24 protein-coding genes are annotated in these 26,590 nt (G+C 69.4%); 18 read left to right on the top strand and 6 right to left on the bottom strand.

Annotated elements, in window-relative coordinates:
- Nucleotides 1–165: 165 nt before the first annotated feature.
- The 3 genes from ABGB19_RS25905 to pheT are packed head-to-tail and all read left to right on the top strand — an operon-like array spanning nt 166 to nt 4,563.
- On the top strand, nt 166–984 hold the full coding sequence (locus tag ABGB19_RS25905) for an adenylate/guanylate cyclase domain-containing protein (RefSeq protein WP_347688885.1): 819 nt from the start codon (nt 166–168) through the stop codon (nt 982–984).
- Nucleotides 985–1,033: 49 nt separating this feature from the next.
- Nucleotides 1,034–2,077 (top strand): phenylalanine--tRNA ligase subunit alpha, encoded by a 1,044-nt coding sequence (gene pheS, locus ABGB19_RS25900; protein WP_347688867.1) that lies wholly within the window; start codon nt 1,034–1,036, stop codon nt 2,075–2,077.
- Nucleotides 2,077–4,563 carry a phenylalanine--tRNA ligase subunit beta gene (gene pheT / locus ABGB19_RS25895; RefSeq protein WP_347688866.1) on the top strand — a complete coding sequence of 829 codons (2,487 nt, stop codon included), beginning with the start codon at nt 2,077–2,079 and terminating at the stop codon, nt 4,561–4,563. The genes pheS and pheT overlap by 1 nt, the downstream gene beginning before the upstream one ends.
- Here the strand turns inward: pheT and ABGB19_RS25890 are convergent.
- Nucleotides 4,560–5,780 (bottom strand): cytochrome P450, encoded by a 1,221-nt coding sequence (locus tag ABGB19_RS25890; RefSeq protein WP_347688865.1) that lies wholly within the window; start codon nt 5,778–5,780, stop codon nt 4,560–4,562. The genes pheT and ABGB19_RS25890 overlap by 4 nt on opposite strands.
- Nucleotides 5,781–5,979: 199 nt before the next feature.
- On the opposite strand from ABGB19_RS25890, the gene argC reads away from it, so the two are divergent.
- From argC to argH, 8 genes are all read left to right on the top strand, one after another.
- A complete protein-coding gene (gene argC / locus ABGB19_RS25885) occupies nt 5,980–7,014 on the top strand; it encodes an N-acetyl-gamma-glutamyl-phosphate reductase (protein WP_347688864.1) in 1,035 nt (344 codons plus the stop codon).
- An 11-nt stretch (nt 7,015–7,025) separates the two neighbouring features.
- Nucleotides 7,026–8,249: a bifunctional glutamate N-acetyltransferase/amino-acid acetyltransferase ArgJ gene (gene argJ / locus ABGB19_RS25880; RefSeq protein ID WP_347688884.1), complete on the top strand. Its 1,224-nt coding sequence runs from the start codon at nt 7,026–7,028 to the stop codon at nt 8,247–8,249.
- Nucleotides 8,246–9,118 carry an acetylglutamate kinase gene (gene argB / locus ABGB19_RS25875; RefSeq protein WP_347688863.1) on the top strand — a complete coding sequence of 291 codons (873 nt, stop codon included), beginning with the start codon at nt 8,246–8,248 and terminating at the stop codon, nt 9,116–9,118. Before argJ ends, argB begins: the two co-directional genes overlap by 4 nt.
- Nucleotides 9,115–10,293 (top strand): acetylornithine transaminase, encoded by a 1,179-nt coding sequence (locus ABGB19_RS25870; protein ID WP_347688862.1) that lies wholly within the window; start codon nt 9,115–9,117, stop codon nt 10,291–10,293. The genes argB and ABGB19_RS25870 overlap by 4 nt, the downstream gene beginning before the upstream one ends.
- Entirely contained in the window at nt 10,290–11,213 is a 924-nt protein-coding gene (argF, locus tag ABGB19_RS25865; RefSeq protein ID WP_347688861.1) for an ornithine carbamoyltransferase, read from the top strand. The genes ABGB19_RS25870 and argF overlap by 4 nt, the downstream gene beginning before the upstream one ends.
- Before the next feature lies 1 nt (nt 11,214).
- Nucleotides 11,215–11,715: an arginine repressor gene (locus ABGB19_RS25860; RefSeq protein WP_347688860.1), complete on the top strand. Its 501-nt coding sequence runs from the start codon at nt 11,215–11,217 to the stop codon at nt 11,713–11,715.
- Nucleotides 11,712–12,914 (top strand): argininosuccinate synthase, encoded by a 1,203-nt coding sequence (locus ABGB19_RS25855; protein ID WP_347688859.1) that lies wholly within the window; start codon nt 11,712–11,714, stop codon nt 12,912–12,914. Before ABGB19_RS25860 ends, ABGB19_RS25855 begins: the two co-directional genes overlap by 4 nt.
- Before the next feature lie 91 nt (nt 12,915–13,005).
- Nucleotides 13,006–14,418 carry an argininosuccinate lyase gene (gene argH, locus ABGB19_RS25850; RefSeq protein ID WP_347688858.1) on the top strand — a complete coding sequence of 471 codons (1,413 nt, stop codon included), beginning with the start codon at nt 13,006–13,008 and terminating at the stop codon, nt 14,416–14,418.
- Here the strand turns inward: argH and ABGB19_RS25845 are convergent.
- Nucleotides 14,415–16,166 carry an ABC-F family ATP-binding cassette domain-containing protein gene (locus ABGB19_RS25845; RefSeq protein WP_347688857.1) on the bottom strand — a complete coding sequence of 584 codons (1,752 nt, stop codon included), beginning with the start codon at nt 16,164–16,166 and terminating at the stop codon, nt 14,415–14,417. The two genes, argH and ABGB19_RS25845, sit on opposite strands and share 4 nt — an antisense overlap.
- Before the next feature lie 69 nt (nt 16,167–16,235).
- On the opposite strand from ABGB19_RS25845, the gene ABGB19_RS25840 reads away from it, so the two are divergent.
- The 3 genes from ABGB19_RS25840 (at nt 16,236) to ABGB19_RS25830 (ending at nt 20,121) form a co-directional block, all read left to right on the top strand.
- Nucleotides 16,236–19,235, top strand: coding sequence for an acyl-CoA synthetase (locus ABGB19_RS25840; protein ID WP_347688856.1), 3,000 nt, complete (start codon nt 16,236–16,238; stop codon nt 19,233–19,235).
- 90 nt (nt 19,236–19,325) lie between these two features.
- Nucleotides 19,326–19,889 carry a hypothetical protein gene (locus tag ABGB19_RS25835; RefSeq protein ID WP_347688855.1) on the top strand — a complete coding sequence of 188 codons (564 nt, stop codon included), beginning with the start codon at nt 19,326–19,328 and terminating at the stop codon, nt 19,887–19,889.
- Nucleotides 19,890–19,893: 4 nt separating this feature from the next.
- Entirely contained in the window at nt 19,894–20,121 is a 228-nt protein-coding gene (locus ABGB19_RS25830; RefSeq protein ID WP_347688854.1) for a Trm112 family protein, read from the top strand.
- On the opposite strand, the gene ABGB19_RS25825 is transcribed toward ABGB19_RS25830, so the two are convergent.
- The 3 genes from ABGB19_RS25825 to ABGB19_RS25815 are packed head-to-tail and all read right to left on the bottom strand — an operon-like array spanning nt 20,104 to nt 22,248.
- Complete coding sequence (locus ABGB19_RS25825; RefSeq protein WP_347688853.1) at nt 20,104–20,718, bottom strand: TetR family transcriptional regulator; 615 nt, start codon at nt 20,716–20,718, stop codon at nt 20,104–20,106. The two genes, ABGB19_RS25830 and ABGB19_RS25825, sit on opposite strands and share 18 nt — an antisense overlap.
- Nucleotides 20,719–20,722: 4 nt before the next feature.
- The gene (locus ABGB19_RS25820; protein WP_347688852.1) at nt 20,723–21,550 is read right to left on the bottom strand and encodes an ABC transporter permease; all 828 of its coding nucleotides are present in this window, start codon (nt 21,548–21,550) and stop codon (nt 20,723–20,725) included.
- Nucleotides 21,475–22,248: an ABC transporter ATP-binding protein gene (locus tag ABGB19_RS25815; protein WP_347688851.1), complete on the bottom strand. Its 774-nt coding sequence runs from the start codon at nt 22,246–22,248 to the stop codon at nt 21,475–21,477. The genes ABGB19_RS25820 and ABGB19_RS25815 overlap by 76 nt, the downstream gene beginning before the upstream one ends.
- A 59-nt stretch (nt 22,249–22,307) precedes the next feature.
- On the opposite strand from ABGB19_RS25815, the gene ABGB19_RS25810 reads away from it, so the two are divergent.
- The 4 genes from ABGB19_RS25810 to tyrS are packed head-to-tail and all read left to right on the top strand — an operon-like array spanning nt 22,308 to nt 26,180.
- Entirely contained in the window at nt 22,308–23,357 is a 1,050-nt protein-coding gene (locus ABGB19_RS25810) for an alpha/beta hydrolase (protein ID WP_347688850.1), read from the top strand.
- Between the two features lie 2 nt (nt 23,358–23,359).
- Nucleotides 23,360–23,971, top strand: a complete 612-nt coding sequence (locus tag ABGB19_RS25805) for a DNA-3-methyladenine glycosylase (RefSeq protein WP_347688849.1) — start codon at nt 23,360–23,362, stop codon at nt 23,969–23,971.
- A gap of 36 nt (nt 23,972–24,007) precedes the next feature.
- Nucleotides 24,008–24,847 (top strand): alpha/beta fold hydrolase, encoded by an 840-nt coding sequence (locus tag ABGB19_RS25800; protein WP_347688848.1) that lies wholly within the window; start codon nt 24,008–24,010, stop codon nt 24,845–24,847.
- A 58-nt stretch (nt 24,848–24,905) separates the two neighbouring features.
- Nucleotides 24,906–26,180: a tyrosine--tRNA ligase gene (tyrS, locus tag ABGB19_RS25795; RefSeq protein WP_347688847.1), complete on the top strand. Its 1,275-nt coding sequence runs from the start codon at nt 24,906–24,908 to the stop codon at nt 26,178–26,180.
- Between the two features lie 57 nt (nt 26,181–26,237).
- Here the strand turns inward: tyrS and ABGB19_RS25790 are convergent.
- Nucleotides 26,238–26,590 (bottom strand): hypothetical protein (locus ABGB19_RS25790; RefSeq protein ID WP_347688846.1); only part of this gene is annotated, 353 nt, incomplete at its 5' end.

The following is a 26,590-nucleotide window of genomic DNA, read 5'->3' as shown; positions in this document are numbered from 1 at the left end:
TCGTGATTCGGCTCGCAGTTTCGCTTGGCTCGATTGCTCGGCTTCCTCGGGGACGCCTAGTCTGGCGATGTGAATGTCGAGCCGTTCGACGAGGGGTCCGGCGGCATCGGAGAACTCGACCGGGAGTCGGATCGCCCCGCGCCGTCTCGGCGGTCAGGCGGGCCGCTGGGCTGGCTGAAGGGCACGAACCACAACCCGGACGTCATCGCCTTCCTGCGACGCGCACGTCGATCGCTGCCCGGCGACCCGGAATTCGGGGACCCACTCTCGGCCACCGGTGTCGGTGGTCCGCGCGCCGCCGCCCGGGCCGCCGACCGACTGCTCGAGCGCGAAGCCGCGACTCGCGAGGTCAGCCTCGGCGCGCTTCAGGTGTGGCAAGCGCTCACCGAGAGGGTGTCCGGTAAGCCCGCCAACCGCGAGGCCACCCTCGTCTTCACCGATCTCGTCGGCTTCTCGGCCTGGTCGCTGAGCGCGGGCGACGACGCCACGCTGCGGCTGCTGCGCCGGGTATCCCAGGTCGTCGAGCCGCCGCTGCTGGAAGCCGGCGGCCACATCGTCAAACGCATGGGCGACGGGATCATGGCGGTGTTCGACGATCCGACGACGGCGGTGCGGGCCGCGGTCGCCGCGCGGGAAGCGGTGAGGGCAGTCGAGGTCGACGGTTACACGCCGCGCATGCGGGTCGGCGTGCACACCGGCCATCCGCAACGCATCGGCTCGGACTGGCTGGGCGTCGACGTCAACATCGCGGCGCGGGTGATGGAGCGCGCCACCCGCGGCGAGTTGGTGGTCTCCGCCGCCACCCTGGAACGGATTCCCGACGAGGACTTCGATGCGCTCGGGGTCACGGCCAAGCGCCTGCGCAGGCAGGTGTTCGCGCCCAAACAGGACGGGGTGCCCGCCGACTTCGCCATGTACCGGCTGCGAACCCGCAGGCAGGCGGCGCTCGCCGCGGACGAAATGGACGACGGGGAAGCGGAGTAGCGCGCGGACCGCTCAACGGCGGTGATTCGACACGCTTTATGATTCCCGGGTGGCTGATCAGCCCGTAGACCTCTCGGACGAAGCACTGACCAAGGCCGTCAGTGCGGCCCGCCATGCGTTCGACCTGGCGACCGACCTGGACACCCTCGCGCGGGCCAAGACCGAGCATCTCGGCGACCGTTCGCCGATCGCGCTGGCCCGTCAGGCGCTGGGCTCGCTGGCGAAGGCGGACCGGGCCGACGCCGGCAAGCGGGTCAACGTGGCACGCGCCGACGCACAGCGCGCCTACGACGAACGGCTGGCCACCCTGCGTGCCGAGCGCGATGCCGCGGTCCTGGTGGCCGAGCGCCTCGACGTCACCCTGCCCTCGACGCGCCAGCCGATCGGCGCTCGGCACCCGATCACGATCCTGGCCGAGCATGTGGCCGACACGTTCGTCGCGATGGGCTGGGAGCTGGCCGAGGGCCCCGAGGTCGAGACCGAGCAGTTCAACTTCGACGCACTCAACTTCCCGCCCGACCATCCCGCCCGCAGCGAGCAGGACACGTTTCACATCGCGCCCGACGGATCGCGTCAGGTGCTGCGCACGCACACCTCGCCGGTGCAGATCCGCGCGCTGCTGGAGCGTGACCTGCCGGTGTACATCATCTCGATCGGCCGCACGTTTCGCACCGACGAGCTCGATGCCACCCACACCCCGGTGTTCCACCAGGTCGAGGGTCTCGCGGTCGACAAGGGCCTGACGATGGCGCACCTGCGCGGCACGCTGGACGCGTTCGCCCGCTCCGAGTTCGGCCCGCAGGGCCGCACCCGGTTCCGTCCGCACTTCTTCCCGTTCACCGAGCCGTCGGCCGAGGTGGACATCTGGTTCGAGAACAAGAAGGGCGGCCCCGGCTGGGTGGAGTGGGGCGGCTGCGGCATGGTGAACCCGAACGTGTTGCGCGCCTGCGGTATCGATCCGGACGTGCATTCCGGGTTCGCCTTCGGAATGGGCCTAGAACGAACGCTGCAGTTCCGCAACGGAATTCCCGACATGCGCGACATGGTGGAGGGCGACGTGCGCTTCTCGCTGCCGTTCGGGGTAGGGGCCTGATGCGGCTGCCGTACAGCTGGCTGCGCGACGTCGTGCAGGCCGGCGCACCAGGATGGGACGTGCCCGCGGCCGAACTCGAGCAGACGCTGATCCGCATCGGCCACGAAGTCGAGGAGGTCATCCCGGTCGGGCCGGTGTCCGGCCCGTTGACGGTCGGGCTGGTCGCCGAGATCGAGGAGCTCACCGAGTTCAAGAAGCCGATCCGCGCCGTCAAGGTAGACGTCGGCGAGGCCGAGCCACGCGATATTGTCTGTGGGGCAACTAATTTCGAGGTAGGCGATCTGGTGGTCGCGGCGCTGCCGGGCACGGTGCTCCCCGGCGACTTCACCATCACCGGCCGCAAGACCTACGGCCGGACGTCGGACGGCATGATCTGCTCGACGGCCGAGATGAACCTCGGCACCGATCATTCCGGCATCCTGGTGCTGCCGCCCGGAACGGCGGATCCGGGCACCCCCGCGGCCGACGTGCTGGGCCTCGACGACGTCGTCTTCCATCTGGCCATCACCCCGGATCGCGGTTACTGCCTGTCCGTGCGCGGAATGGCCCGCGAGATCGCGAACGCCTACGATCTCGACTTCGTCGACCCCGCCGACGTCCCGCCGTTGCCCGCCGAGGGCGAGGCGCTGCCGTTGACCATCGAACCCGATACCGGTGTCCAGCGGTTCGGGTTGCGGCCGGTCACCGGCATCGACCCGAAAATGGTGTCGCCGTGGTGGCTTCAGCGCCGGCTGCTGTTGTCCGGCATCCGGGCCATTTCGCCGGCGGTCGACGTCACCAACTACGTGATGCTCGAGTTGGGCCATCCGATGCACGCCCACGACCGCGGCCTGATCACCGGCGGGTTCGCGGTGCGCTTCGCCACGCCGGGGGAGACGGTCGTCACGCTGGACGACGTCGAACGCAAGCTCGATCCGGCCGACGTGCTGATCGTCGACGACGTCGCGACCGCGGCGATCGGCGGCGTGATGGGCGCGGGCACCACCGAGGTCCGGGAGAGCACCACCGACGTGCTGTTGGAGGCCGCTGTCTGGGATCCGGCGGCGGTGTCGCGCACGCAGCGGCGGTTGCGCCTCTACAGCGAGGCCGGACGGCGCTACGAACGCACCGTCGACCCCGCGATCTCGGTCGCCGCGCTCGATCGCTGCGCCGCCCTGCTCGCCGACATCACCGGCGGCACCGCGGAATCGACGTTGACCGACTGGCGCGGTGATCCGCCGCGGGACGACTGGTCACCCGCGGCGGTGAGCATGGCCACCGACCTGCCCGACCGCACCGCAGGAGTGGAGTACGCGGCGGGCACGACGGAGCGACGGCTCACCCAGATCGGTGCGCGGGTCGTCGTCGACAACGGTCACGTGACGGCCACGCCGCCGAGCTGGCGTCCGGATCTGCGGCAACCCGCCGACCTCGTGGAGGAGGTGCTTCGCCTCGAGGGCCTCGAGGTCATCCCGTCGGTGTTGCCGCTCGCCCCACCGGGACAGGGCCTGAGCCCGGTGCAGAAGCGCCGCCGCGCGATCGGGAAATCCTTGGCGCTCAACGGTTGCGTCGAGATCCTGCCGACACCGTTTCTGCCCGCGGGCGTGTTCGATCAATGGGGATTGGCCGCCGACGATCCGCGCCGCACGACCACCGAGGTGCTCAACCCGCTCGAGGCCGACCGCCCGCAACTGGCGACCACGCTGCTACCGGGGCTTCTGGAGGCGTTGAGCCGCAACGTGTCTCGCGGCGCCGTTGACGTCACCTTGTTCGCGATCCAGCAGGTCGTAGAGCCGACGACCGAGACCCGCGCCGTCGGGCGGATCCCGACCGACCGGCGGCCCACCGCCGAGGAGATCGCGGGCCTCGACGCGTCACTGCCGCGGCAGCCGCAGCATGTCGGCGTGGTGCTGACCGGCCTGCGCGAACCCGCGGGCCCGTGGGGGCGCGGCCGCGCCGTGCACGCGAGCGACGCCTTCGAGGCGGTACGGATCATCGGCCGCGCGGCCGGCGTCGAGCTGGCGTTGCGGCCCGCGCAGCATCTGCCGTGGCATCCGGGCCGGTGCGCCGAGGTGGTGCTGGGCGAGACGGTGATCGGGCATGCCGGAGAACTGCATCCCGCGGTCGTCGAGCGCTCCGAGCTGCCGAAGCGCACCTGCGCCGTCGAACTGGACCTGGACGCGGTGCCGATCGTCGAGACGCTGCCCGCACCGACGGTGTCGCCGTTCCCCGCCGTGTTCCAGGACGTCAGCCTGGTCGTCGGTGAGGACGTCGCGGCGGCCGACGTCGTCGCGGCAGTCCAGGATGGGGCCGGTGCGCTGCTGGAAGACGTGCGGTTGTTCGACGTCTACACCGGCCCGCAGATCGGCGAGGGCCGCAAGTCGCTCACGCTCGCGCTGCGGTTCCGCGCGTCCGACCGCACGCTCACCGAGGACGAGGCCAGCGCCGCTCGCGACGCCGCGGTGGCGGCGGCGGCCCACCGCGTCGGCGCCGAACAGCGGCGTTAGACCGGCGCAAGCTCGCTCGGGGCCGGATCCGACGTCACCAGAAGCCGCGAGGGGCTGCGCCCCAGCACCTGCCGCCAGGGAATCTCGGCCTGCTGCTCCGACAATCGCAGCGGCGGATCGGCGGCCAAGACCGCCCGCAGCGCCTCCTCCACCGCGATCTTGGCCAGTGACGTGCCCAGGCAGTAGTGTGCGCCCGCGCCGAAATTCAACAGCCGTCCGCAATCCGGCCGGGTGAACCGATCCGGGTCGAAGCTGTCGGCCGCCGGCCACGCCGATTCATCGCGGCAGGCCGCCGCGATGCACAGGAACACCATCGTGCCCGCCGGAATGACGGTGTCGTACAACTCGATCGGGGCCACCGCGGTGCGCGGGATGATCGGGATACTCGGCTCCAGGCGGATGGTCTCGGCCGCGGCGCTGGCCAGGCGGGCGCCGTCGTCGTGCACCCCGCCGAGCCGATCGAGGTGCTGCAGGGCCACAAGAATGCTGCACGGGATCTGGCTACCAGCCGTATCATGTCCTGCGACAAGCAGATTCGCGATCATCGCCACGGTCTCGGCATGGCTGAGCCGGTCTCCGTCTGCCTCGGCGGCCAGCAGCGAGGTGATCAGGTCATCACGCGGATCGGCCGAGCGGCGCCGGGTCAGCTCGTCGACGTAGTCCTGCAGTTCGACGAGCGCCTGGGTTGCCGCCGCGATCTGTTCCGGCGTCATCACGAAGAACACCGGGCTCAGGTCGTCGGCCCATCGGGTGAACACGGGCACGTCGCCCTCGGGCACTCCGAGCAACCGGCAGATCAGGTGAGTGCCCAGCGCGGAGGCGGCCCGCAGGTCACCACCGTGCCGCACTGAGGCGACGGCTTGGGCGGCCAAGTCCCAGGCCGTCTCGCGCAGTGACTCGACGGAGCGCGGGGTGAACGCACGCGAGACCAGCGACCGGACTCGTCGGTGGTAGTCGCCCTCCGTGGTGAACATCAGGCTGCCGTACCAGGAGCGGAGCGGGCCGTCGGTGATGCCCATCAGGTCGAACAGGCTGAGCCCGATGCCCACCAGCCTCGGGTCGTGCGCGAGCACCTCGATGTCGTGCTGGCGCAGCACGATGGTCGCGCCGGTCATCTCGTCGGTCGCCAACGGCCCGGCTTGCGCGGCTGTGCGCAGCAGCCCGTGCAGGTCGTCGGTGAAGGTGCCGCTCAGATCGATCGGAAGTGCCCCCGCCATGGCACCAGTATCGGTCGATCCCCGGGTGCCGAGTCCGGATTGACCGAACTGAGCCGAGTACATTTCACAGCGCGAGGAAGCGGCGCGCGGGCGAGCCCTCCGCCACGCCGTCGACGCAGGTAGCATCGACTTCCGCGGATCGCCGAACGCCTCGATAATGAATTTGCATATGGTTGCATAACCATGCAAAATTACCCGCATGGTTTCTGTGGCAGTGGCGGGCGCCAGCGGCTATGCGGGCGGCGAGATCCTGCGTCTTCTGCTCGGTCATCCCGGCTACGCCGACGGTCGGCTGACCATCGGCGCGCTGACCGCGTCGACCAGCGCCGGCACCCCGCTGGCCGAACACCATCCGCACCTGTTGCCGCTGGCCAACCGCGTACTGGAGGCGACCGACGCGGTCACGTTGGCGGGCCATGACGTGGTCTTCCTCGGCCTGCCGCACGGTCACTCCGCCGCGCTGTCCGAGCAGCTCGGAGCCGACACACTGATCATCGACTGCGGCGCCGACTTCCGCCTGACCGACCCCGCCGCCTGGGAGCGCTTCTACGGCTCGGCGCACGCGGGCAGCTGGCCCTACGGGCTGCCGGAACTGCCCGGTGCCCGCGACCGGCTGCGTGACGCGAAGCGCGTCGCGGTCCCCGGCTGCTATCCGACGGCCGCGCTGCTCGCGCTGTGGCCGGCCGTCGCCGAGGACCTCGTCGAACCCGCGGTCACCATCGTCTCGGTCAGCGGCACCTCGGGCGCGGGTCGCGCCGCCAAGGTCGACCTGCTCGGCTCGGAGGTGATCGGGTCGGCGCGAGCCTACAACGTCGGCGGCAAGCATCGGCACACGCCCGAGATCGCCCAGGGCCTGCGCGCGCTCACCGACAAGGACGTCACCGTTTCCTTCACGCCGGTGCTCATCCCCACGTCGCGGGGCATCCTGGCCACCTGTACCGCGCGCTCCAAGGCCCCGTTGTCGCAGATCCGCGCCGCCTACGAGAAGGCCTATGACGCCGAACCGTTCGTGTACCTGTTGCCGGAGGGCCAGCTGCCCAAGACCGGTTCGGTGCTCGGCAGCAACGCCGCGCAGTTGGCCGTCGCCCTGGACGAGGACGCGGGGACGCTGGTCGCGATCGCCGCGATCGACAACCTCGTCAAGGGCACCGGCGGCGCGGCGGTGCAGTCGATGAACCTGGCGCTGGGGTGGCCGGAGACCGAAGGGCTTTCGGTCGTGGGGGTGGCGCCGTGACGGGTTCCGATATCGCCGGCCGGGCGGCTCCGGTCACAGCGAGCCGGCTCGTGCGCACCCAGGGCGTGACCGCGCCCGCCGGGTACCGCGCGACCGGGATCGCCGCCGGCATCAAGGACTCCGGCGCGCTCGACATGGCGCTGGTGTTCAGTGAGGGTCCTGACTACGCCGCCGCCGGCGTCTTCACCCGCAACAAGGTGAAGGCCGCGCCGGTGCTCTGGACGCAGCAGGTGCTCACCACCGGCCGGCTGCGGGCGGTGATCCTGAACTCCGGTGGCGCCAACGCCTGCACGGGCCCGCAGGGCTTCCAGGACACCCACGCCACCGCCGAGGCGCTGGCCGCGGCGTTGTCGGACTGGGGCACCGAGACCGGACCCATCGAAGTCGCCGTCTGCTCAACGGGATTGATCGGCGACCGGCTGCCGATGGACAAGGTGCTCGCGGGCGTCGCGGAAGTCGTCCACGAGATGGCCGGTGGCCTGACCGGCGGTGAGGAAGCCGCCCGGGCCATCATGACCACCGACACGGTGCCGAAACAGGTTGCGCTGCACCACGCCGGAAACTGGACGGTTGGCGGGATGGCCAAGGGCGCGGGCATGCTCGCCCCGTCACTGGCGACCATGCTGTGCGTGATCACCACCGACGCGGTAGCCGACGCGGCCGCCCTGGATCAGGCCCTGCGCAAAGCCGTGGCGGTCACGTTCGACCGGCTCGACGTCGACGGCAGCTGCTCCACCAACGACACCGTGCTGCTGCTGGCCAACGGCGCCAGTGCGATCACGCCGAGCCAGGGCGACCTCGACGACGCGATGCTGCGGGTCTGCGACGACCTGTGCGCGCAATTGCAGGCCGACGCCGAGGGCGTCACCAAGCGCATCGTCGTCACGGTGTCGGGCGCGGCGTCGGAAGACGAGGCGTTGGCCGCCGCGCGAGTCGTCGCCCGCGACAGCCTGGTCAAGACCGCCCTGTTCGGCTCCGACCCCAACTGGGGGCGTGTGCTGGCGGCCGTCGGCATGGCACCGGTCACCCTCGATCCGGACCGGATCAGCGTGTCCTTCAACGGTTCCGCGGTGTGCGTCGACGGTGTGGGCGCGCCCGGTGCCCGCGACGTGGACCTGTCCGGGTCGGACATCGACGTGACGATCGACCTCGGTGTCGGCACGTCTGGCGCGTCGATCCGGACCACCGACCTGTCGCACGGGTACGTCGAAGAGAACTCGGCGTACAGCTCATGACCGTCACGACCCCGCTCAAAGCTGAGGTATTGGCCGCGGCTCTGCCGTGGCTCAAGCAGTTGCACGGCAAGATCGTGGTGGTCAAGTACGGCGGCAACGCGATGACCGATGACGTCCTCAAGTCCGCGTTCGCCGCCGACATGGTGTTCCTGCGCAACTGCGGCATCCACCCGGTCGTGGTGCACGGCGGTGGCCCGCAGATCAGCGCCATGCTCAAACGCCTCGGTATCGCAGGCGATTTCAAGGGCGGCTTCCGGGTGACCACGCCGGAGGTGCTCGACGTCGCGCGCATGGTGCTGTTCGGTCAGGTCGGCCGCGAACTGGTCAACCTGATCAACGCGCACGGGCCCTATGCCGTCGGCGTCACCGGCGAGGACGCCCATCTGTTCACCGCGGTGCGGCGCGACGTGCTCGTCGACGGCGTCGCGACCGACATCGGGTTGGTCGGCGACGTCGAACGTGTCGACGGCGACGCACTTCGCGACCTGATCAGCGCGGGCCGGATCCCGGTGGTCTCGACCATCGCCCCGGACGTCGACGGCGTCGTGCACAACATCAACGCGGACACCGCTGCCGCCGCACTGGCCGAGGCGCTGGGCGCGGAGAAGCTGGTGGTGCTCACCGACGTCGAAGGCCTCTACACCCGATGGCCCGACCGCAGTTCGCTGGTCAGCGAAATCGATTCGGCCGCACTGACGCAACTGCTGCCGACCCTCGAGGCCGGCATGGTGCCGAAGATCGAGGCGTGCCTGCGGGCGGTCGCCGGGGGTGTGCCCAGCGCGCACGTCATCGATGGCCGGGTCGAGCACTGCGTCCTGGTCGAACTGTTCACCGACGAGGGCACCGGCACGAAGGTGGTGAGCCCGTGACCCTGGTGGATCGCTGGCAGGCCGTGATGATGAACAACTACGGCACCCCTCCGCTGGCGCTTGCCGCCGGCGACGGCGCCGTGGTGACCGACGCCGACGGCAAGTCCTATGTGGATCTGCTGGGCGGCATCGCGGTCAATATCCTGGGCCACCGTCACCCCGCGGTGATCGAGGCGGTCACCCGGCAGCTCAACACGCTCGGTCACACCTCCAATCTCTATGCCACCGAACCGGGGATTGCGCTGGCCGAGGCGCTCGTCGGCCTGCTCGGCGGCCCGGATCTTCAAGCCAGGGTGTTCTTCTGCAACTCGGGTACCGAGGCCAACGAGGTTGCGTTCAAGATCTCCCGGCTCACCGGCCGGACGAAACTCGTTGCCGCGCAGGGTGCGTTTCACGGCCGGACGATGGGATCGCTCGCGCTGACCGGCCAGCCCTCGAAGCAGGCGCCGTTCGAGCCGCTGCCCGGCCACGTCACGCACGTCCCGTACGGGGACGTGGCGGCGCTGGAATCGGCGGTCGGCGACGACACCGCGGCGGTGTTCCTCGAGCCGATCATGGGTGAGGGCGGGGTTGTCGTCCCGCCCGCGGGTTACCTCGTCGCGGCGCGGGAGATCACCGCCAGGCACGGCGCGCTGCTGGCACTCGACGAGGTGCAGACCGGAATGGGCCGCACCGGTGCGTTTTTCGCCCATCAGCACGACGGGATCACCCCCGACATCGTCACCCTGGCCAAGGGGCTTGGCGGGGGACTGCCGATCGGTGCGTGCATGGCGGTCGGCGCGACGGCGGACCTGCTCACCCCGGGCCTGCACGGCAGCACCTTCGGCGGCAACCCGGTGTGCACGGCCGCCGCGTTGGCGGTGCTGCGGGTGCTGGCCGACGACGACCTGATCGGCCGCGCCGACGTGCTCGGCAAGGCGCTGGCGGCCGGCATCGAAGCCCTCGGCCATCCGCTGGTCGACCACGTCCGTGGCCGCGGCCTACTGCGCGGTGTCGTGCTCACCGCCGAGAGGGCCAAGCCCGTCGAGGCGGCTGCCCGCGACGCAGGCTTCCTCGTCAACGCGGCCGCGCCCGACGTGATCCGGCTTGCGCCGCCGCTGATCGTCAGCGAGGCGCAGATCGACGACTTCCTCACTGCGCTGCCTGCCGTTCTCGACAAGGGGGCCGCCGAATGACCCGCCACTTCCTGCGCGACGACGACCTGACGCCCGACGAGCAGGCCGAGGTGCTGACGTTGGCTGCGGAGATGAAGAAGAATCCGTTCGGCCGCCGCCCGCTCGAGGGCCCGTGCGGTGTGGCGGTGATCTTCGACAAGAACTCGACCCGAACCCGGTTTTCGTTCGAGGTCGGCATCTCCCAGCTGGGCGGTCACGCGGTCGTGGTCGACGGACGCAGCACCCAGCTGGGCCGGGAGGAGACGCTGGAAGACACCGGCCGGGTGCTGTCCCGCTATGTCAAGGCGATCGTCTGGCGCACGTTCGGCCAGGACCGCCTGACCGCGATGGCCGCAGGGTCGACCGTGCCCGTCGTCAACGCGCTGTCCGACGAGTTCCACCCCTGCCAGGTGCTCGCCGACCTGCAGACGCTCGCCGAACGCAAGGGCGCGCTGGCGGGGCTGCGGATGTCCTATCTCGGTGACGGGGCCAACAACATGGCGCACTCGCTGATGCTGGGGGGCGCGACAGCGGGCGTCGACGTCACGATCGCCGCCCCGTCCGGGTTCGCGCCACACCCCGATTTCATTGCCGCCGCGCGGAAGCGGGCATCGGAGACGGGGGCGACGGTGACGGTGACCTCCGACGCGCGGGAGGCCGCCGAGGGATCGGACGTGCTGGTCACCGACACGTGGATCTCGATGGGTCAGGAGAACGACGGCCTCGATCGGGTGGGTCCGTTCCAGCCGTTTCAGCTCAATGCCGATCTCCTGGCGCTGGCCGACCCCGAAGCCGTTGTGCTGCACTGCCTTCCGGCCCACCGCGGACACGAGATCACCGACGAGGTGATCGACGGGCCGCACAGCGCGGTCTGGGACGAGGCCGAGAACCGGCTGCACGCGCAGAAGGCGCTGCTGGTGTGGCTGTTGGACCGGTCGTGAGATGACTTCCGCGGCCACCAGGGCGGGCAGGCAGGCGCGCATCGTGTCGATCCTGTCGTCGCAGTCGGTGCACAGCCAGGGCGAGCTGGCCACGATGCTGGCCGACGAGGGCATCGAGGTCACCCAGGCGACGCTGTCGCGGGACCTCGAGGAACTCGGCGCGGTGAAGCTGCGCGGAGCCGACGGCGGCGTCGGCGTGTACGTCGTACCCGAGGACGGCAGCCCCGTACGCGGCGTTTCCGGTGGCACGGAACGAATGTCACGCCTGCTGGCGGAGCTGCTGGTGTCCACCGACGCCAGCGGCAACCTCGCGATCCTGCGGACGCCGCCCGGCGCGGCGCACTACCTTGCCAGCGCGATCGACCGTGCGGCACTGCCATTCGTCGTGGGCACCGTCGCCGGCGACGACACCATCCTCGTCGTGGCCCGCGAGCCGATGACCGGCGCGGACCTGGCGACGAGACTCGAGAGCATTCGACAAAAGGAGACTGGTAACCGATGAGCGAACGCGTCATCCTGGCGTACTCCGGCGGTCTGGACACCTCGGTGGCGATCAGCTGGATCGGCAAGGAGACCGGCCGTGAGGTGGTCGCGGTCGCGATCGACCTCGGGCAGGGCGGCGAAGACATGGAGGTCGTCCGCCAGCGGGCGCTCGATTGCGGCGCGGTCGAGGCCGTCGTCGTGGACGCCCGTGACGAGTTCGCCGAGCAGTACTGCCTGCCGGCGATCCAGTCCAACGCGCTGTACATGGACCGCTACCCGCTGGTGTCGGCGCTGAGCCGGCCGCTGATCGCCAAGCACCTGGTGACGGCCGCGCGCGAACACGGCGGCGGCACCGTCGCGCACGGGTGCACCGGCAAGGGCAACGACCAGGTGCGCTTCGAGGTCGGTTTCGCCTCGCTGGCACCCGATCTCGAGGTGCTGGCACCGGTGCGCGACTACGCGTGGACGCGGGAGAAGGCCATCGCATTCGCCGAGGAGAACGCGATCCCGATCAACGTCACCAAGCGCTCGCCGTTCTCCATCGACCAGAACGTGTGGGGCCGCGCCGTCGAGACCGGCTTCCTCGAACACCTGTGGAACGCGCCGACCAAGGACGTCTACGACTACACCGAGGACCCCACCGTCAACTGGAGCACCCCCGATGAGGTCGTCGTCGGCTTCGAGCGTGGCGTCCCGGTGTCGATCGACGGCCGGCCGGTCACCGTGCTGCAGGCCATCGAAGAGCTCAACCGGCGCGGCGGTGAACAGGGCGTCGGCAGGCTCGACGTCGTCGAGGACCGTCTGGTCGGCATCAAGAGTCGCGAGATCTACGAGGCGCCGGGGGCGATGGTGCTGATCACCGCGCACACCGAACTCGAACACGTCACACTGGAGCGCGAACTCGGCCGGTTCAAGCGCGGCACGGACCAGAAGTGGGGCGAGCTGGTGTACGACGGGCTGTGGTATTCGCCGTTGAAGACCGCACTCGAGGCGTTCGTCGCCAAGACCCAGGAGCACGTATCGGGGGAGATCCGAATGGTGTTGCACGGCGGGCACATCGCGGTCAACGGACGCCGGAGCCAGGAATCTCTCTACGACTTCAACCTCGCCACCTACGACGAGGGCGACACGTTCGATCAGTCGGCCGCCCGCGGTTTCGTGCAGATCCACGGCCTGTCGTCGAGCCTCTCCGCCCGGCGCGACCTGGCGGGCCAGTGATCTCATTCCCGCGAGCGACCGTGTCTGTACAACGACACGCCGCTTCCGTGCGTACAACAGCGGTCGCTCGCCGAAGGGCGGGGGGCACCGAGTGAGCACGAATGAAGGCTCGCTGTGGGGCGGTCGCTTCTCCGGCGGCCCGTCGGACGCGCTCGCGGCGCTGTCGAAGTCGACGCATTTCGACTGGGTGCTGGCGCCGTATGACGTCCAGGCGTCGAAGGCCCACGCGCGCGTGCTGTTTCAGGCCGGCCTGCTGACCGAGGAGCAGCGCGACGGGCTGCTGGCCGGTCTGGACAGCCTGGCCGCCGATGTCGCCGACGGCAGCTTCCGGCCGCTGGCCTCCGACGAGGACGTGCACGGCGCGCTGGAACGCGGCCTGATCGATCGGGTGGGTGACGACCTCGGCGGCCGGTTGCGGGCCGGCCGATCGCGCAACGATCAGGTGGCCACGCTGTTCCGGCTGTGGCTGCGCGACGCGATCCGGCGCGTCGCCGATGGAGCGCTCGAGGTGGTCTCCGCGCTGACGACCCAAGCCGCGGCCCACCCGACGGCGATCATGCCGGGTAAGACACATCTGCAGTCGGCGCAGCCGGTCCTGCTGGCCCACCACCTGCTTGCGCACGCTCACCCGCTGCTGCGCGACGTCGACCGCCTGGCCGACTTCGACAAGCGCGCGGCCGTATCCCCTTACGGTTCCGGGGCGCTCGCCGGCTCATCGCTGCGCCTCGATCCCGACGCGATCGCCAAGGACCTGGGCTTCGACGCCGCGGCCGACAACTCCATCGACGCCACCGCGGCGCGCGACTTTGCGGCCGAGGCCGCATTCGTCTTCTCGATGATCGGTGTCGACCTGTCCCGCCTCGCTGAGGACATCATCCTCTGGAGCACAACGGAATTCGGCTACGTCGAGCTGCACGACTCGTGGTCCACCGGCAGTTCCATCATGCCGCAGAAGAAGAACCCCGACATCGCCGAGCTGGCGCGCGGTAAGTCGGGTCGCCTCATCGGCAACCTCACCGGGCTGTTGGCCACCCTCAAGGCCCAGCCGCTGGCCTACAACCGGGACCTGCAGGAGGACAAGGAGCCGGTGTTCGACTCCGTGGCGCAGCTCGAAATGCTGCTACCCGCGATGGCCGGCCTGGTGGCCACTTTGCGCTTCGACGTCGACCGGATGGCCGAGCTCGCGCCGCTGGGCTACACCTTGGCCACCGACGTCGCCGAGTGGCTGGTGCGCAGGGGAGTGCCGTTCCGGGTCGCGCACGAGGCCGCGGGCGCCGCGGTGCGTGCGGCCGAAGCCCGCGGCGTCGGCTTGGAAGACCTCGCCGACGCCGAACTGGCGGCGATCCATCCCGGCCTGACGTCGCAGGTGCGTGAGGTGCTCACCGTCGACGGTTCGGTCAACTCCCGCGACGCCAGAGGCGGCACCGCACCGGTTCAGGTGGCCAGGCAACTCGGGCTGGTCCGCGAGTCGGTCGACGGGTTGCGCGTACGGCTGCGCCGCTAGTCTTCGGCCGCGGCCAGCCACGCCTCTTCGAGAGAGTCCTTACGCGCCAGCAGCTCCTGCAACTCATTGTTCAGCTCGCCCGCACGCACGTGATCGGACGCCGCCTCTGCCATCGACTCGTGCAACGCCGCGATCCGCTCGTCCAGCTTCTCCAACTGTCCCTCGATACGGGCCATCTCCTTGCCGGTGCGCCGCTCGCGCGCCGAGGTCGACTCACCGCGCGAAGGCTCCGGTCGCGCACTCGACGGTGCCTCGGCCGAGGCCCGCTGCGCCAGATACTGCTCGATTCCGCCGGGCAGCAGGTCGCAGCGCCCACCACCAGTCAGCGCGTACGTGACGTCGGTGACCCGTTCGAGGAAGTACCGGTCGTGCGTGACCACGATCAGGGTGCCGGGCCATCCGTCCAGATAGTCCTCGATGACCGTCAACGTGTCGATGTCGAGGTCGTTGGTCGGCTCGTCGAGCAGCAGTACGTTCGGCTCGTCGAGCAGCACCCGCAGGAATTGCAGTCTGCGCCGTTCGCCGCCGGACAGGTCGGCCACCCGCGCGGTCAGCTTGTCACCGGTGAAACCGAAGTCGCGCAACAGGGTGTCGGCGGTGATCTCCCGGCCGCCGGCCAATTCCGTGACGCGGCGGCGGTTCTCGACCGCGTCGAGCACCCGTTCGGCGCCGTCGACTTCGGCCAGTGCCTGGCTCAGATAGCCGATTCTCAGCGTGGCGCCGCGCTTGATGGTCCCGGCCGTGGGCGCCACCTCGCCGGCCAGCAGGCGCAACACCGTCGTCTTGCCCGTGCCGTTGACGCCGACCAGCCCGATGCGGGCGCCCGGCCCGATCGACCAGTCGACCTTGTCGAGTACGACGTTGTCGCCCGCCTCGAGCCGCACCCGGTGCAGGTCGAACACGTCCTTGCCCAGCCGCGTCGTCGCAAAGCGCTGCAGCACAAGCGAATCCCGCGGCGGCGGTTCGTCGGCGATCAACTCGTTGGCTGCCTGGATCCGGAACTTGGGCTTGGACGTGCGCGCGGGAGGTCCGCGCCGCAGCCAGGCCAGTTCCTTGCGCATCAGGTTCTGCCTGCGCGCCTCCGCGCCGGCCGCCAGCCGCATCCTCTCGGCGCGCGCCAGCACGTACGACGCGTAGCCGCCGTCGTAACCGTCGACGGCACCACCGTGCACCTCCCAGGTACTGGTGCAGACCGCATCGAGGAACCAGCGGTCGTGGCTGACCACCACCAGAGCGCGGGCGCGCCGCGCGTTCAGGTGCGCGGCCAGCCAGCCGATCACCTCGACGTCGAGGTGGTTCGTCGGCTCGTCGAGCACCAGCACGTCGTGCCCGGCGATCAGTACCGCGGCCAGCGCCACCCGGCGCCGCTCACCACCCGACAGCCGACCGACCGTGGTGTCGAGGTCGACTTCGGCCAGCAGATGCGAAACCACGTCGCGGGTGTCCGGTTCGGCGGCCCACACATGGTCGGGCCTGCCGTCGACGATCACCTCACGCACCGTGGCCGAGGCGGCGAAGTCGTCGCTCTGGCGTAGGTAGCCCACCGACAGCGCGGAGGTGTGCGTTACCCGGCCGGAGTCCGGCTCCCGCGCCGTCGTCAGGACCTGCAGCAGCGTGGTCTTGCCGTCGCCGTTACGGCCGACGACACCGATCGCGTCGCCGTCGTCGATTCCCAGGCTGACCGCATCGAGGAGCGTGCGGGTGCCGTAGCCGACCGTCGCGCGCTCGACGTTGATCAGATTCGCCATCGACCGCCGATGATAGGTCGGCCGTTCCGCGACGGACCCTGTGCCATGATGACCTCGATACTCGGGGGAATGGTGCGTCGCTCAGAGGGGAACGCGGTGGTGGACTTGTCGGCGATAACCCGGCCGGTGGGACGGCTGGTGGCCACTGCTCAAAACGGCATCGAGGTGCTGCGCTACGGCGGCCTGGAGACCGGAGCGGTGCCGTCTCCGTTCCAGATCATCCAGAGCGTGCCGATGTACCGGCTGCGCCGCTACTTCCCGCCCGACACGCGCCCGGGCGCCAGGCAACCCGGCCCGCCGGTGCTGATGGTGCATCCGATGATGATGTCGGCCGACATGTGGGACGTCACCCGCGACGAGGGCGCCGTCGGCATCCTGCACAAGGGCGGCATCGACCCGTGGGTCATCGACTTCGGCGCCCCCGACAAGGTCGAGGGCGGCATGGAACGCACGCTGGCCGACCACGTCGTCGCGCTCAGCGAGGCGATCGACACCGTCAAGGAGGTCACCGGCCGCGACGTCCACCTGGCCGGCTACTCACAGGGCGGCATGTTCGCCTACCAGACCGCGGCCTACCGCCGGTCCAAGGACCTCGCGAGCATCATCGCGTTCGGCTCACCCGTCGACACCCTGGCAGCACTGCCGATGAACCTGCCGGCCAGCATCGCGCCCGCCGCCGCGGATTTCATGGCCGACCACGTCTTCAGCCGCATCGACATCCCGGGCTGGCTCGCCCGTACGGGGTTCCAGATGCTCGATCCCCTCAAGACCGCGCAGTCGCGCATCGACTTCCTGCGCCAGCTGCACGACCGCGAGGCGCTGCTGCCACGCGAACAGCAGCGCCGCTTCCTCGCCTCCGAGGGGTGGATCGCGTGGTCGGGGCCGGCCATCGCCGAACTGCTCAAGCAGTTCATCGCGCACAACCGGATGATGAGCGGCGGCTTCAGCATTCACGGCGACCTGGTCACGCTGTCGGACATCGACTGCCCGGTGCTGGCGGTGATCGGTGAGGTCGACGACATCGGCCAGCCCGCCTCCGTGCGTGGCATCAAGCGCGCCGCCCCGAAGGCCGACGTCTACGAGTACCTGATCCGCTCAGGCCATTTCGGGCTCGTCGTCGGTTCGAAGGCGGCCGACCAGACCTGGCCGACGGTCGCACAGTGGGTGAAGTGGCTCGACGGCACGGGCGAGTTGCCCGACGGCGTCAACCCGATGGCGCTGCAACCTCAGGAGCACAACGAAAGCGGCGTCTCGCTGAGCTCCCGGGTGGCGCACGGAACTGCGGCGGCGACCGAGATGGCGTTCAGCCTTGCCCGCTCGACGGCGGGCGCGCTGGTCTCCGCGAACAAGTCGGCCCGCGCGCTGGCCGTCGAGACCGCACGCACCCTGCCCCGACTGGCACGGCTGGGTCAAATCAACGAGCACACTCGTATCTCGTTGGGGCGCATCATGTCCGAGCAGGCCCGCGATGTACCCAACGGGGACTGCCTGCTCTTCGACGGCCGCGTGCACACCTACGAGGGCGTCGATCGCCGCATCAACAACGTCGTTCGCGGGCTCATCGAGGTCGGCGTGCGCCAGGGTGCGCACGTCGGCGTGCTGACGGAGACCCGTCCCAGTGCGCTCGTGGCGATCGCGGCGCTCTCCCGGCTGGGGGCGGTGGCGGTGCTGATGCCACCCGACGTCGACTTGGCCGCCGCGGCCCGCCTGGGCGCAGTGTCTGAGATCGTCGCCGACCCGAGTCATCTCGATGCGGCGCGCGGACTCGGCACGCGGGTTCTGGTGCTCGGCGGCGGTGAGTCCCGCGACCTGCACCTGCCCGGTGACACCGAAATCGTCGACATGGAGCGGATCGATCCGGATGCGGTCGACCTGCCGGGCTGGTACCGGCCCAACCCCGGTCTGGCCCGCGACCTGGCGTTCGTGGCGTTCAGCTCGATAGGCGGCGAGTTGGTGGCCAAGCAGATCACCAACGCCCGGTGGGCGATCTCGGCGTTCGGCACCGCGTCGGCGGCGAATCTCGGCCGCGGAGACACGGTCTACTGCCTCACCCCGCTGCATCATCCGTCGGGACTGCTGGTCGCGCTCGGCGGTGCCGTGGTCGGCGGCTCGCGCATCGCGCTGTCGCGGGGCCTGCAGCCCGACCGGTTCCTCAAGGAGATCCGCCAGTACGGCGTGACGGTGGTGACCTATACGTGGGCGATGCTGCGCGCGGTCATCGACGATCCCTCATTCGCCCTGCACGGCAGCCATCCGGTGCGGTTGTTCATCGGCTCCGGCATGCCGGTGGGTCTGTGGAAGCGCGTCGTCGACGTCTTCGAGCCGGCCCGAATCGTCGAGTTCTTCGCGACGACCGACGGGCAGGCGGTGCTGGCCAACGTGTCCGGAGCGAAGATCGGCAGCAAGGGCCGGCCTCTGCCGGGTGGCCGCGAAGTGGCGTTGGCCGCCTACGACCCCGACGAGGACCTCATCCTGGAGGACGAGCGCGGGTTCGTGCGCAGGGCGGAGACCAACGAGATCGGGGTCCTGCTGGCCCGGCCGCGCGGGCCCGTCGACCCGACGGCGTCGATCAAGCGCGGCGTGTTCGCCCCCGCCGACACCTGGGTCTCGACGGAATACCTGTTCCGCCGCGATGAGGACGGCGACTTCTGGCTCGTCGACAGCCGCGGCGCGGTCATCCACACCGCGCGGGGCTGCGTCTTCTCCTCCCCGGTCAACGACGCCGTCGGCCGGTTGGGGGCGGTCGATCTCGCGGCGACCTACGGCGTCGAGGTGAACGGCCACCAGCTGGCGGTCACCGCCCTGGCGCTGTGCCCCGGCGGCAGCATCCCGTCGGCCGACCTGTCGGAGGCGCTGTCCGACCTCGTCCTCGGCTGCCCGCCCGACATCGTCCACGTCGTCCCCAGGATGGCGCTCAGCGCCTCCTATCGGCCGCTGGTCGGCCCACTGCGCGCCGAGGGAGTGCCGAAGCCCTCGCGTAACGCCTGGTACCTGGACCCCGATACGAATCGGTACAAGCGGTTGACCGTTGCGGTGCGTACCGAGATCGCCGAGGGCCAGCCTGGATGACCGTGCCGCCACGGACGGTCGCTGTTAGGCTCCCCGCTGGCGGCAGGACGCCGTCGGGTCGGGCAGTCGCGTCACCGAGCTGGAGGATTGATGACCTTGTTTTCCCTGCAGACCGGTACTGAGCGCGACATCTGGCGTCGCGTCGTCATCGGCGGCATCGCCGGTGCCGCGGTGGCCGCCACCCTGATCACCGGCGCCGGAGCGCCGACAGCGTCCGCGCAGCCCGCCGCGCCGACGACCACCGAGGCGCCGACCCCCACCGCTGAGGCCGACGGCCCCAAGACGCCCTGCACCGGTGACGACTGCAAGCGGGTCGACGAGGACGCCGAGCCCCAGGGAATGACGGCTGATCAGGCGCTCGCGATCATCCAGGCAGATTACGACCTCGGCGCCGGCGGAGGAAAACTCTCCAATTTGATCCATGATGTGCTGACGCTCAGGGCTCAGGGCTATCGCCCCTCGAATGCGAACAGGGCGGCGATCGAGCAGGCATTGCAGTATCGCCCCAACCAGACGCCGCTGATCGAGGCTCTGCAGGAGACGCTCGCCTATCAGCGCAAGCAGCAGATGCGGGCCCAGCAGGCCGCCGCGGCCCAAGGCCCCGTCGCCGGGCCAGTGCCGGTGATCCCCGGAATGACCATGCCGGTCGGCTGACGCGGTGGCCCTCGACGCGAAACTTCTCGAGATCCTGGTCTGTCCGCAGGATCGTGGCCCGCTGCTGCTCGTCGGCGGGGACTCCCCGGAGTACCTCTACAACCCGCGGTTGCGCCGCGCCTACCGCATCGACGGCGGCATCCCGGTGCTGCTGGTCGACGAGGCCGTCACCATCAGTGACGACGCCGAGCATCAACGGATGCTCGACCGCGCGTCAGGACAGCCCGGGTAGCTCCCCGGTGAGGTAGCGCTGCAGGTTGGGCGCGATCGTCTCGGCGACCTGCTCGACCGGCAACGACTTGAACGGCTGCAGCTCGAGGATGTAGCGGGCCATCACCACGCCGACCAGCTGCGAGGCCACGAACTGCACCCGAATCGGCCCGCTGCCTGGCGGATCGTCGACGCGCGAACCGACCTCTTTCGCGATGATCTCCTGCAGGAACGAGCGCACCAGCGAGGTGTCGTTGCCGGCCAGGATCGAGCGCAGTGTCGCGATGAAGCCCTTGCCCAACTCGGAATCCCACAGCGGCAACAGGAGTGAGGGCAGCACGCGACCGAGCTCCTCGACCGGCACCTGCTGCAGCGGACCGATGACCTGCATGGGATCGATCGGGATGTGGATCGCCGCGGCGAACAGCTGGGTCTTGGTGCCGAAGTAGTGGTGCACCAGCGCCGGGTCCACCTCCGCGTCGGCGGCGATCGCGCGGATCGAGGTCTTGTCGATGCCGTTGCGCGCGAACAACTCCCGAGCGCTGGCAAGGATCCTCTCTCGAGTGTCCGACGACCCGGGCGGTCGCCCGGGACGCTTGCGTTCTGCGTTGGTGGTCAAGTGGTCACGGTGTCCTTCGTCGTAGCGTGGCCGCCGCAAGGATCATCGCGACTACGGCGAAGCCGACGACGACCGCGATGTCGCGCACCGCGATGAACGTCGGCTCGGAGTACCTGCCGACCTCCTGCAGCGCCTCCAGAGCGTAGCTGGCCGGCAGCACGTTGCTGATCCACTGCAGCCAGTCGGGCAGCACCTCGCGCGGCACGATGATGCCGCACAGCAACAGTTGGGGCGCGATCACCACCGGCATGAACTGGACGGCCTGAAACTCCGTGCGCGCGAACGCGCTACACAGCAGACCGAGTCCGACACCGAGAACGGCATTGATGATCGCGATGGTGAAGACCAGGATCGGGCTGCCCTCGGTGTGCAGGCCGAGGAACGCGTACGACACCAGGGCCGCCAGCGTGGCCTGCGCCGCGGCCGCGATCGAGAACGCGGTGCCGTAGGCGGCCAGCAGATCGGTCCGCCGCAGGGGAGTGGTCAGGATGCGCTCCAGGGTTCCCGAAACACGTTCGCGCTGCATGGTGATCGAGGTGATGAGGAACATCACGATCAGCGGGAACAAGCCCAGCATGATCAGGCACGCGTTGTTGAACGGCGACGGCGCCCCCGGCCGCTGCGGCGCGTTCTCGAACATGAAGTACATCAAGGTGATGACCGCGCTCGGCACGACGAGGATCATCGCGACGCTGCGGTGATCGGCGGCCAGTTGTCGCAGGATGCGCCCCGTGGTGGCCAGATAGGCCTGCGGGCTCAGCCGGCTGCGACCCCGGTGGCTGCGGTGCTGTGCCTGATGACGGACAGGAACGCTTCCTCCAGTGACTGACATCCCGTGTCCTCTCGTAGCTTTCCGGGCGTGGTGTGGGTGAGTAGATGACCCTCGCGCATGAGCAGCAGGTCGGCGCAGTTGTCGGCCTCGTCCATGACGTGGCTCGAGACCAGCAGCGTGGTACCGCGCCTGGCGAGCTCGCGGAACTGCTCCCACAGATCCACCCGCAGCACGGGATCCAGCCCGACGGTCGGTTCGTCGAGCACCAGTAGATCCGGTCGCGAAACCAACGCGCAGGCCAGCGAGACGCGCGTCCGCTGGCCACCGGATAGGTTGTTGCACAATGCGGTTCGGTGGTCGTCGAGGCCGACGGCACCGACCGCCTCCTCGGCGGACGAGGCTTCCGTTCCGTACAACGACGCGAAATAGCGCACATTGTCGATGACCCGCAGATCGCCGTAGATCGTCGGATCCTGCGTCACATAGCCGACGCGGCGTCGAAGCTCCGCCGAACCGGCGGGCTTGCCGAGCACCGTCACGGTGCCCCCGGTGACGATCTGGGTGCCAACGACGCTGCGCATCAGCGTCGTCTTGCCGCAGCCGGAGGGCCCCAGCAATCCGGTGATCGTGCCGGTAGCGATCTGCACGGTGACGTCGTCCAGCGCCACGCGGTTACCGCGCACCACCCGCAGTTCCCTGATGTCGATGACCGGTTCCTCATCGTACCGAGATAATTCACCAACCGATGAAGTCATCATGCAATGAATATTCCTCGCAGTGATCGCGGATGTCAACAGCGCCCGTAGGATTGCCGGCGATGGTCCGCCAATCTCTGCGCACAGTTCCCGACGGCCAGGTCGACGTCACGCTTCCCGTGACCATCGACGGGCTGAGCTACATCGACCCGGACGACCCCGCGATGCCGATGTACCGGGTCATCGCCAACAATCGCCAGCCAGTTGCGCTGCGCGACTTGATGATTGCGCCTGTGCGCTCTGGTTACGTCGGCGACGGGCATCAGCCCGACCCGTCGCTGGTACCGCCCACCGGCGCCGAAGCGGTGCCCGATGTCGCGGTCGACCAGGTCTACCTGCCCGTCCGGGACGGGGTCGCGCGATGCCAGCTGTACCGGCCCACCGGCGCCCCCGACGGCCCACTGCCCGTGATCGTCTACTTCCACGGCGGCGGATTCACCGTGGGCTCCTCCGAGGACTGCGACTTCCTGGCCCGCAAGCTCGCGTTCACCAACGACGCGCTGGTGGTGTCGGCCAACTACCGGTCGGCGCCCGAGTTCGCCTTCCCCGTCCCGCTCGACGACGCCTTCGACGTCTACCGCTGGGTGGTCGCCCACGGCGACGACATCGACGCCGACACGTCGCGGCTCGCCGTCGCCGGCGACTCGGCGGGGTCGAACCTGGCCGCCGCGATTCCCCTGCGCGCGCGTGACGAGGGCGTGAGGATCCCCGACGCGGTGGTGATGCTCGGCGCCTTCGCCGACTTCCAGTTCGAACGGTGGCCGTCGTTCCTCGAGCTGGCCCCCCGCGGCATCGTCTACGACATGCCGTTCGCGGGCTTCATCCGCGGCGCGTACGTCAGCGCGACGCCATGGAACCACCCGTGGGTCAGCCCCATCGAGGCCGATCTCACCGGCTATCCGCTGGCCGTGGTGGTCGCGGGCACCCACGACCCGATCGTCGATTCGGCCAGGGCATTCGCGCAGCGCATCCGGGATGCGGGCGGCGAGGCCGTCGACTATTTCCCGGACGGGATGCCGCACGGCTTCTACTTCTTTCCCGGCGTGCATCCCGAAGAGGCGGTCGCCTACGACGTGGTCGCCAAGGCGCTCGCCGCGCCGTTCGGGCGCTGACGGTGACGGCTGAGTTGCTGTCGGTCGACCCAGTGACCGCGGCACGACGGCTGCTCGGCGCCACCCTCACCGGGCGCGGAGTGAGCGCGATGATCGTCGAAGTCGAGGCCTACGGTGGCCCTGTGGACGGTCCTTGGCCGGACGCCGCGGCGCATTCCTTCCGCGGGCCCAGCCCGCGCAACTCGGTGATGTTCGGCCGGGCCGGACGGCTGTACACCTATCGCAGCCACGGCATCCACGTCTGCGCGAACGTGGCGTGCGCCACCGACGGCGTCGCGGGAGCGGTGCTGCTGCGGGCCGCCGCCATCGAGGCCGGTCTCGACACCGCGCTCGTCCGCCGCGGTGAATCGGTCCGGCCGGCCGCCCTGGCGAGGGGTCCGGGCAATCTGTGCTCGGCGCTGGGAATCACGATGGACGACAACGGAATCGACCTCTTCGACGCCACCGGTCCGATCGAACTGGCCTTGGGGGAGCAGCATCCCGCCGAGGAAGGGCCGCGGGTGGGCGTCAGCAAGGCCGCCGACCGGCCGTGGCGGTTCTGGCTCGCCCGACGACCGGAGGTGTCGCCGTATCGGCGCAGCCCACGGGCGCCGGCGCCCGGCGAGAGCGACTAGTTGCTGCCGCGATCGAGGCGGAACCATACTGAGGCCATGGGTGTCTCACGCGACGAGATGCTCGCCGGGGCCGCGGTGGCAGTTCGCACTGTCGAACTCGCCGGGACGACGACGTCTGTACTCGAGGCCGGTCAAGGACCTCCGATGGTTCTGCTTCACGGCGCCATCGAGTGTGGCGGCGCGCTGTGGGTGCCGGCGGTCACGGAACTCGCCAAGAACCACCGCCTGATCATCCCGGACTTTCCCGGCCTCGGTGAGTCGAGCCCGCTCGCCGAGATCGACATCGACTCGTTCTCCGCTTGGCTGCACGGAATGTTCGAGCGCCTCGATGTCGCGCGGGCCACCCTTGTGGCCCATTCCATGCTCGGCGGCATGGCGGCGCGATTCGCCAGCCGGGATGGCTCGGGGCTGGCGCGCCTGGTTCTCTACGCGGCACCGGCCGTCGGCAGGTACCGGATGCCTGTCGGCCTGAGGTATCGCGCGGTGCGGTTCGCGGTTCGCCCGACGGCTGCCAACCTGCGCCGATTCCAGCAATTCGCCCTGCTTGACCTGGATGCCACCCGCGCCAGGGACCCGGCGTGGTTCGACGCGTTCTCGGCATACACCCTGGATCGGGCCCGCCAGCCGCAGGTGAAGGCCACGATGACCAAACTCGTCTCCACGCAAGGCAAAGCCGTTGCGCTCGCCGGTATCAGAGTCCCGACCGCGCTGCTGTGGGGACGCGAGGATCGCATGGTCCCGCTTCGGATCGCCGAGCCGACGGCCGATCGATACGGCTGGCCGCTCTTCATCGTCGACCGAGCCGGCCACGTGCCGCATATCGAGCAACCGGCGGCGTTCGTCGAAACCCTCGAGGCCATCTGCCGAGCCGCCTGAGGCCGAATCGTTGTGGTCGCGCGTCAGCACGGCGGCGGCATACGGAAAGATCGCGGTCATGGGTACGTCGATCCTCGACGAGTTGGAATGGCGGGGGCTGATCGCGCAGTCCACCGACCGCGACGCGCTGGCGCAGGCGCTGGCTGCCGGACCGGTCACCGTGTATTCGGGGTTCGACCCGACGGCACCCAGCCTGCACGCCGGACATCTCATCCCGCTGTTGACGCTGCGGCGCTTCCAGCAGGCCGGTCACCGCCCGATCGTGCTGGCCGGCGGCGCCACCGGGATGATCGGCGATCCCCGTGACACCGGTGAGCGCACCTTGAACACGGCAGACACGGTGGCCGACTGGGCCGACAGGATCCGCGGTCAGCTCGAGCGGTTCGTCGAATTCGATGATTCGCCCACCGGCGCTGTCGTGGAGAACAACCTGTCCTGGACCGGCCCGCTTTCGACGATCGAGTTCCTGCGCGACGTTGGAAAGCATTTCTCGGTCAACGTGATGCTCGACCGCGACACCGTCCGTCGCCGCCTGGAAGGCGAGGGCATCTCCTACACCGAGTTCAGCTACATGCTGTTGCAGGCCAACGACTACGTCGAACTGCATCAGCGGTACGGCTGCTCGCTGCAGATCGGCGGGTCCGATCAGTGGGGCAACATCATCGCCGGCGTCCGCCTGGTCCGGCAGAAGGCCGGCGCGACCGTCCATGCGTTGACGACGCCTCTGGTCACCGACTCCGAAGGCAAGAAGTTCGGCAAGTCGACCGGCGGGGGCAGCCTCTGGCTCGACCCGATGATGACGAGCCCGTACGCCTGGTATCAGTACTTCATCAACACCGCCGACGCCGACGTCGTCCGCTATCTGCGCTGGTTCACGTTCCTCACCCCCGACGAACTGGCCGAACTGGAAGAGGCGACGGCGGAGCGAGCGCACGAACGCGCCGCACAGCGCCGACTGGCCCGCGAGCTCACCACGCTGGTGCATGGGGAGTCGGCGACACGATCGGTCGAGCACGCCAGCCAGGCCCTGTTCGGTCGCGGCGAACTGGCAGAACTCGACGAGCCGACGCTCGGCGCGGCACTGCGCGAGGCCGCGGTCGCGGAGTTCAAGCCGGGCGGCCCCGACACGGTCACCGACCTGCTGGTGGCCAGCGGCTTGTCGACGAGCAAGGGGGCGGCCAAACGCACGGTCGCCGAGGGCGGTGTCTACGTCAACAACATCCGGGTCGACAGCGACGAGTGGGTGCCACACGACTCCGACTTCCTGCACGGCCGCTGGCTCGTGCTGCGGCGCGGCAAGCGCAACATCGCCGGCATCGAACGCGTCGGCTGACCGTCGAGGGCGGCGGGAACAAAGCCGAAAGGCAGTGCGTTGGAGAGTCTGTCGGAGTCAACGCACCACCGTGCGCACGACAGGTGTCGAGGTTCGAAAAACCCGCCCTAGCAGCCCATTTGACTCCACGTTATCCCTCACGTAACTTATCGGAGTCGCTGCGACACGGGCCAAGCCCGAAGAGCGCGGCGGCGTCCCAGAGGGAAACCCCACTTCGGTGGGTTTCCTGAGCGTCCGCACTACGAAGACGCGGCCATTGGCCGCGGAATAGTTGCGCGGCCGTGCGGGTGTGTTGTTTGAGAACTCAATAGTGTGTTTGGTGGTTTTTGTTTGTTGTTTTTTGTCGCATCCTTTTTTCCCGTTTAGGGGTGTGATGTTTTTTTGACCAGTTTTGGACTGGTTGCTTGGTT

It is taken from the genome of Mycobacterium sp. B14F4 (genome assembly GCF_039871645.1).
Classification (GTDB): Bacteria; Actinomycetota; Actinomycetes; order Mycobacteriales; family Mycobacteriaceae; genus Mycobacterium.
The sequence above is the reverse complement of the archived record's forward strand: the minus strand, read 5'-3'. Positions and strand labels throughout refer to the sequence as shown.

Bases quoted from the DNA above. Each gene is read 5' to 3' on its own strand.
- argB (WP_347688863.1), top strand. From the start codon at position 8,246: ATGACCGTCACGACCCCGCTCAAAGCTGAGGTATTGGCCGCGGCTCTG.
- ABGB19_RS25800 (WP_347688848.1), top strand. From the start codon at position 24,008: ATGGGTGTCTCACGCGACGAGATGCTCGCCGGGGCCGCGGTGGCAGTT.
- ABGB19_RS25820 (WP_347688852.1), bottom strand. From the start codon at position 21,550: ATGTCAGTCACTGGAGGAAGCGTTCCTGTCCGTCATCAGGCACAGCAC.
- ABGB19_RS25890 (WP_347688865.1), bottom strand. From the start codon at position 5,780: ATGGCGGGGGCACTTCCGATCGATCTGAGCGGCACCTTCACCGACGAC.
- pheT (WP_347688866.1), top strand. From the start codon at position 2,077: ATGCGGCTGCCGTACAGCTGGCTGCGCGACGTCGTGCAGGCCGGCGCA.
- argF (WP_347688861.1), top strand. From the start codon at position 10,290: ATGACCCGCCACTTCCTGCGCGACGACGACCTGACGCCCGACGAGCAG.
- argC (WP_347688864.1), top strand. From the start codon at position 5,980: ATGGTTTCTGTGGCAGTGGCGGGCGCCAGCGGCTATGCGGGCGGCGAG.
- ABGB19_RS25810 (WP_347688850.1), top strand. From the start codon at position 22,308: ATGGTCCGCCAATCTCTGCGCACAGTTCCCGACGGCCAGGTCGACGTC.
- tyrS (WP_347688847.1), top strand. From the start codon at position 24,906: ATGGGTACGTCGATCCTCGACGAGTTGGAATGGCGGGGGCTGATCGCG.
- ABGB19_RS25845 (WP_347688857.1), bottom strand. From the start codon at position 16,166: ATGGCGAATCTGATCAACGTCGAGCGCGCGACGGTCGGCTACGGCACC.
- ABGB19_RS25855 (WP_347688859.1), top strand. From the start codon at position 11,712: ATGAGCGAACGCGTCATCCTGGCGTACTCCGGCGGTCTGGACACCTCG.
- ABGB19_RS25815 (WP_347688851.1), bottom strand. From the start codon at position 22,248: ATGATGACTTCATCGGTTGGTGAATTATCTCGGTACGATGAGGAACCG.
- ABGB19_RS25835 (WP_347688855.1), top strand. From the start codon at position 19,326: ATGACCTTGTTTTCCCTGCAGACCGGTACTGAGCGCGACATCTGGCGT.
- ABGB19_RS25840 (WP_347688856.1), top strand. From the start codon at position 16,236: ATGGTGCGTCGCTCAGAGGGGAACGCGGTGGTGGACTTGTCGGCGATA.
- ABGB19_RS25860 (WP_347688860.1), top strand. From the start codon at position 11,215: ATGACTTCCGCGGCCACCAGGGCGGGCAGGCAGGCGCGCATCGTGTCG.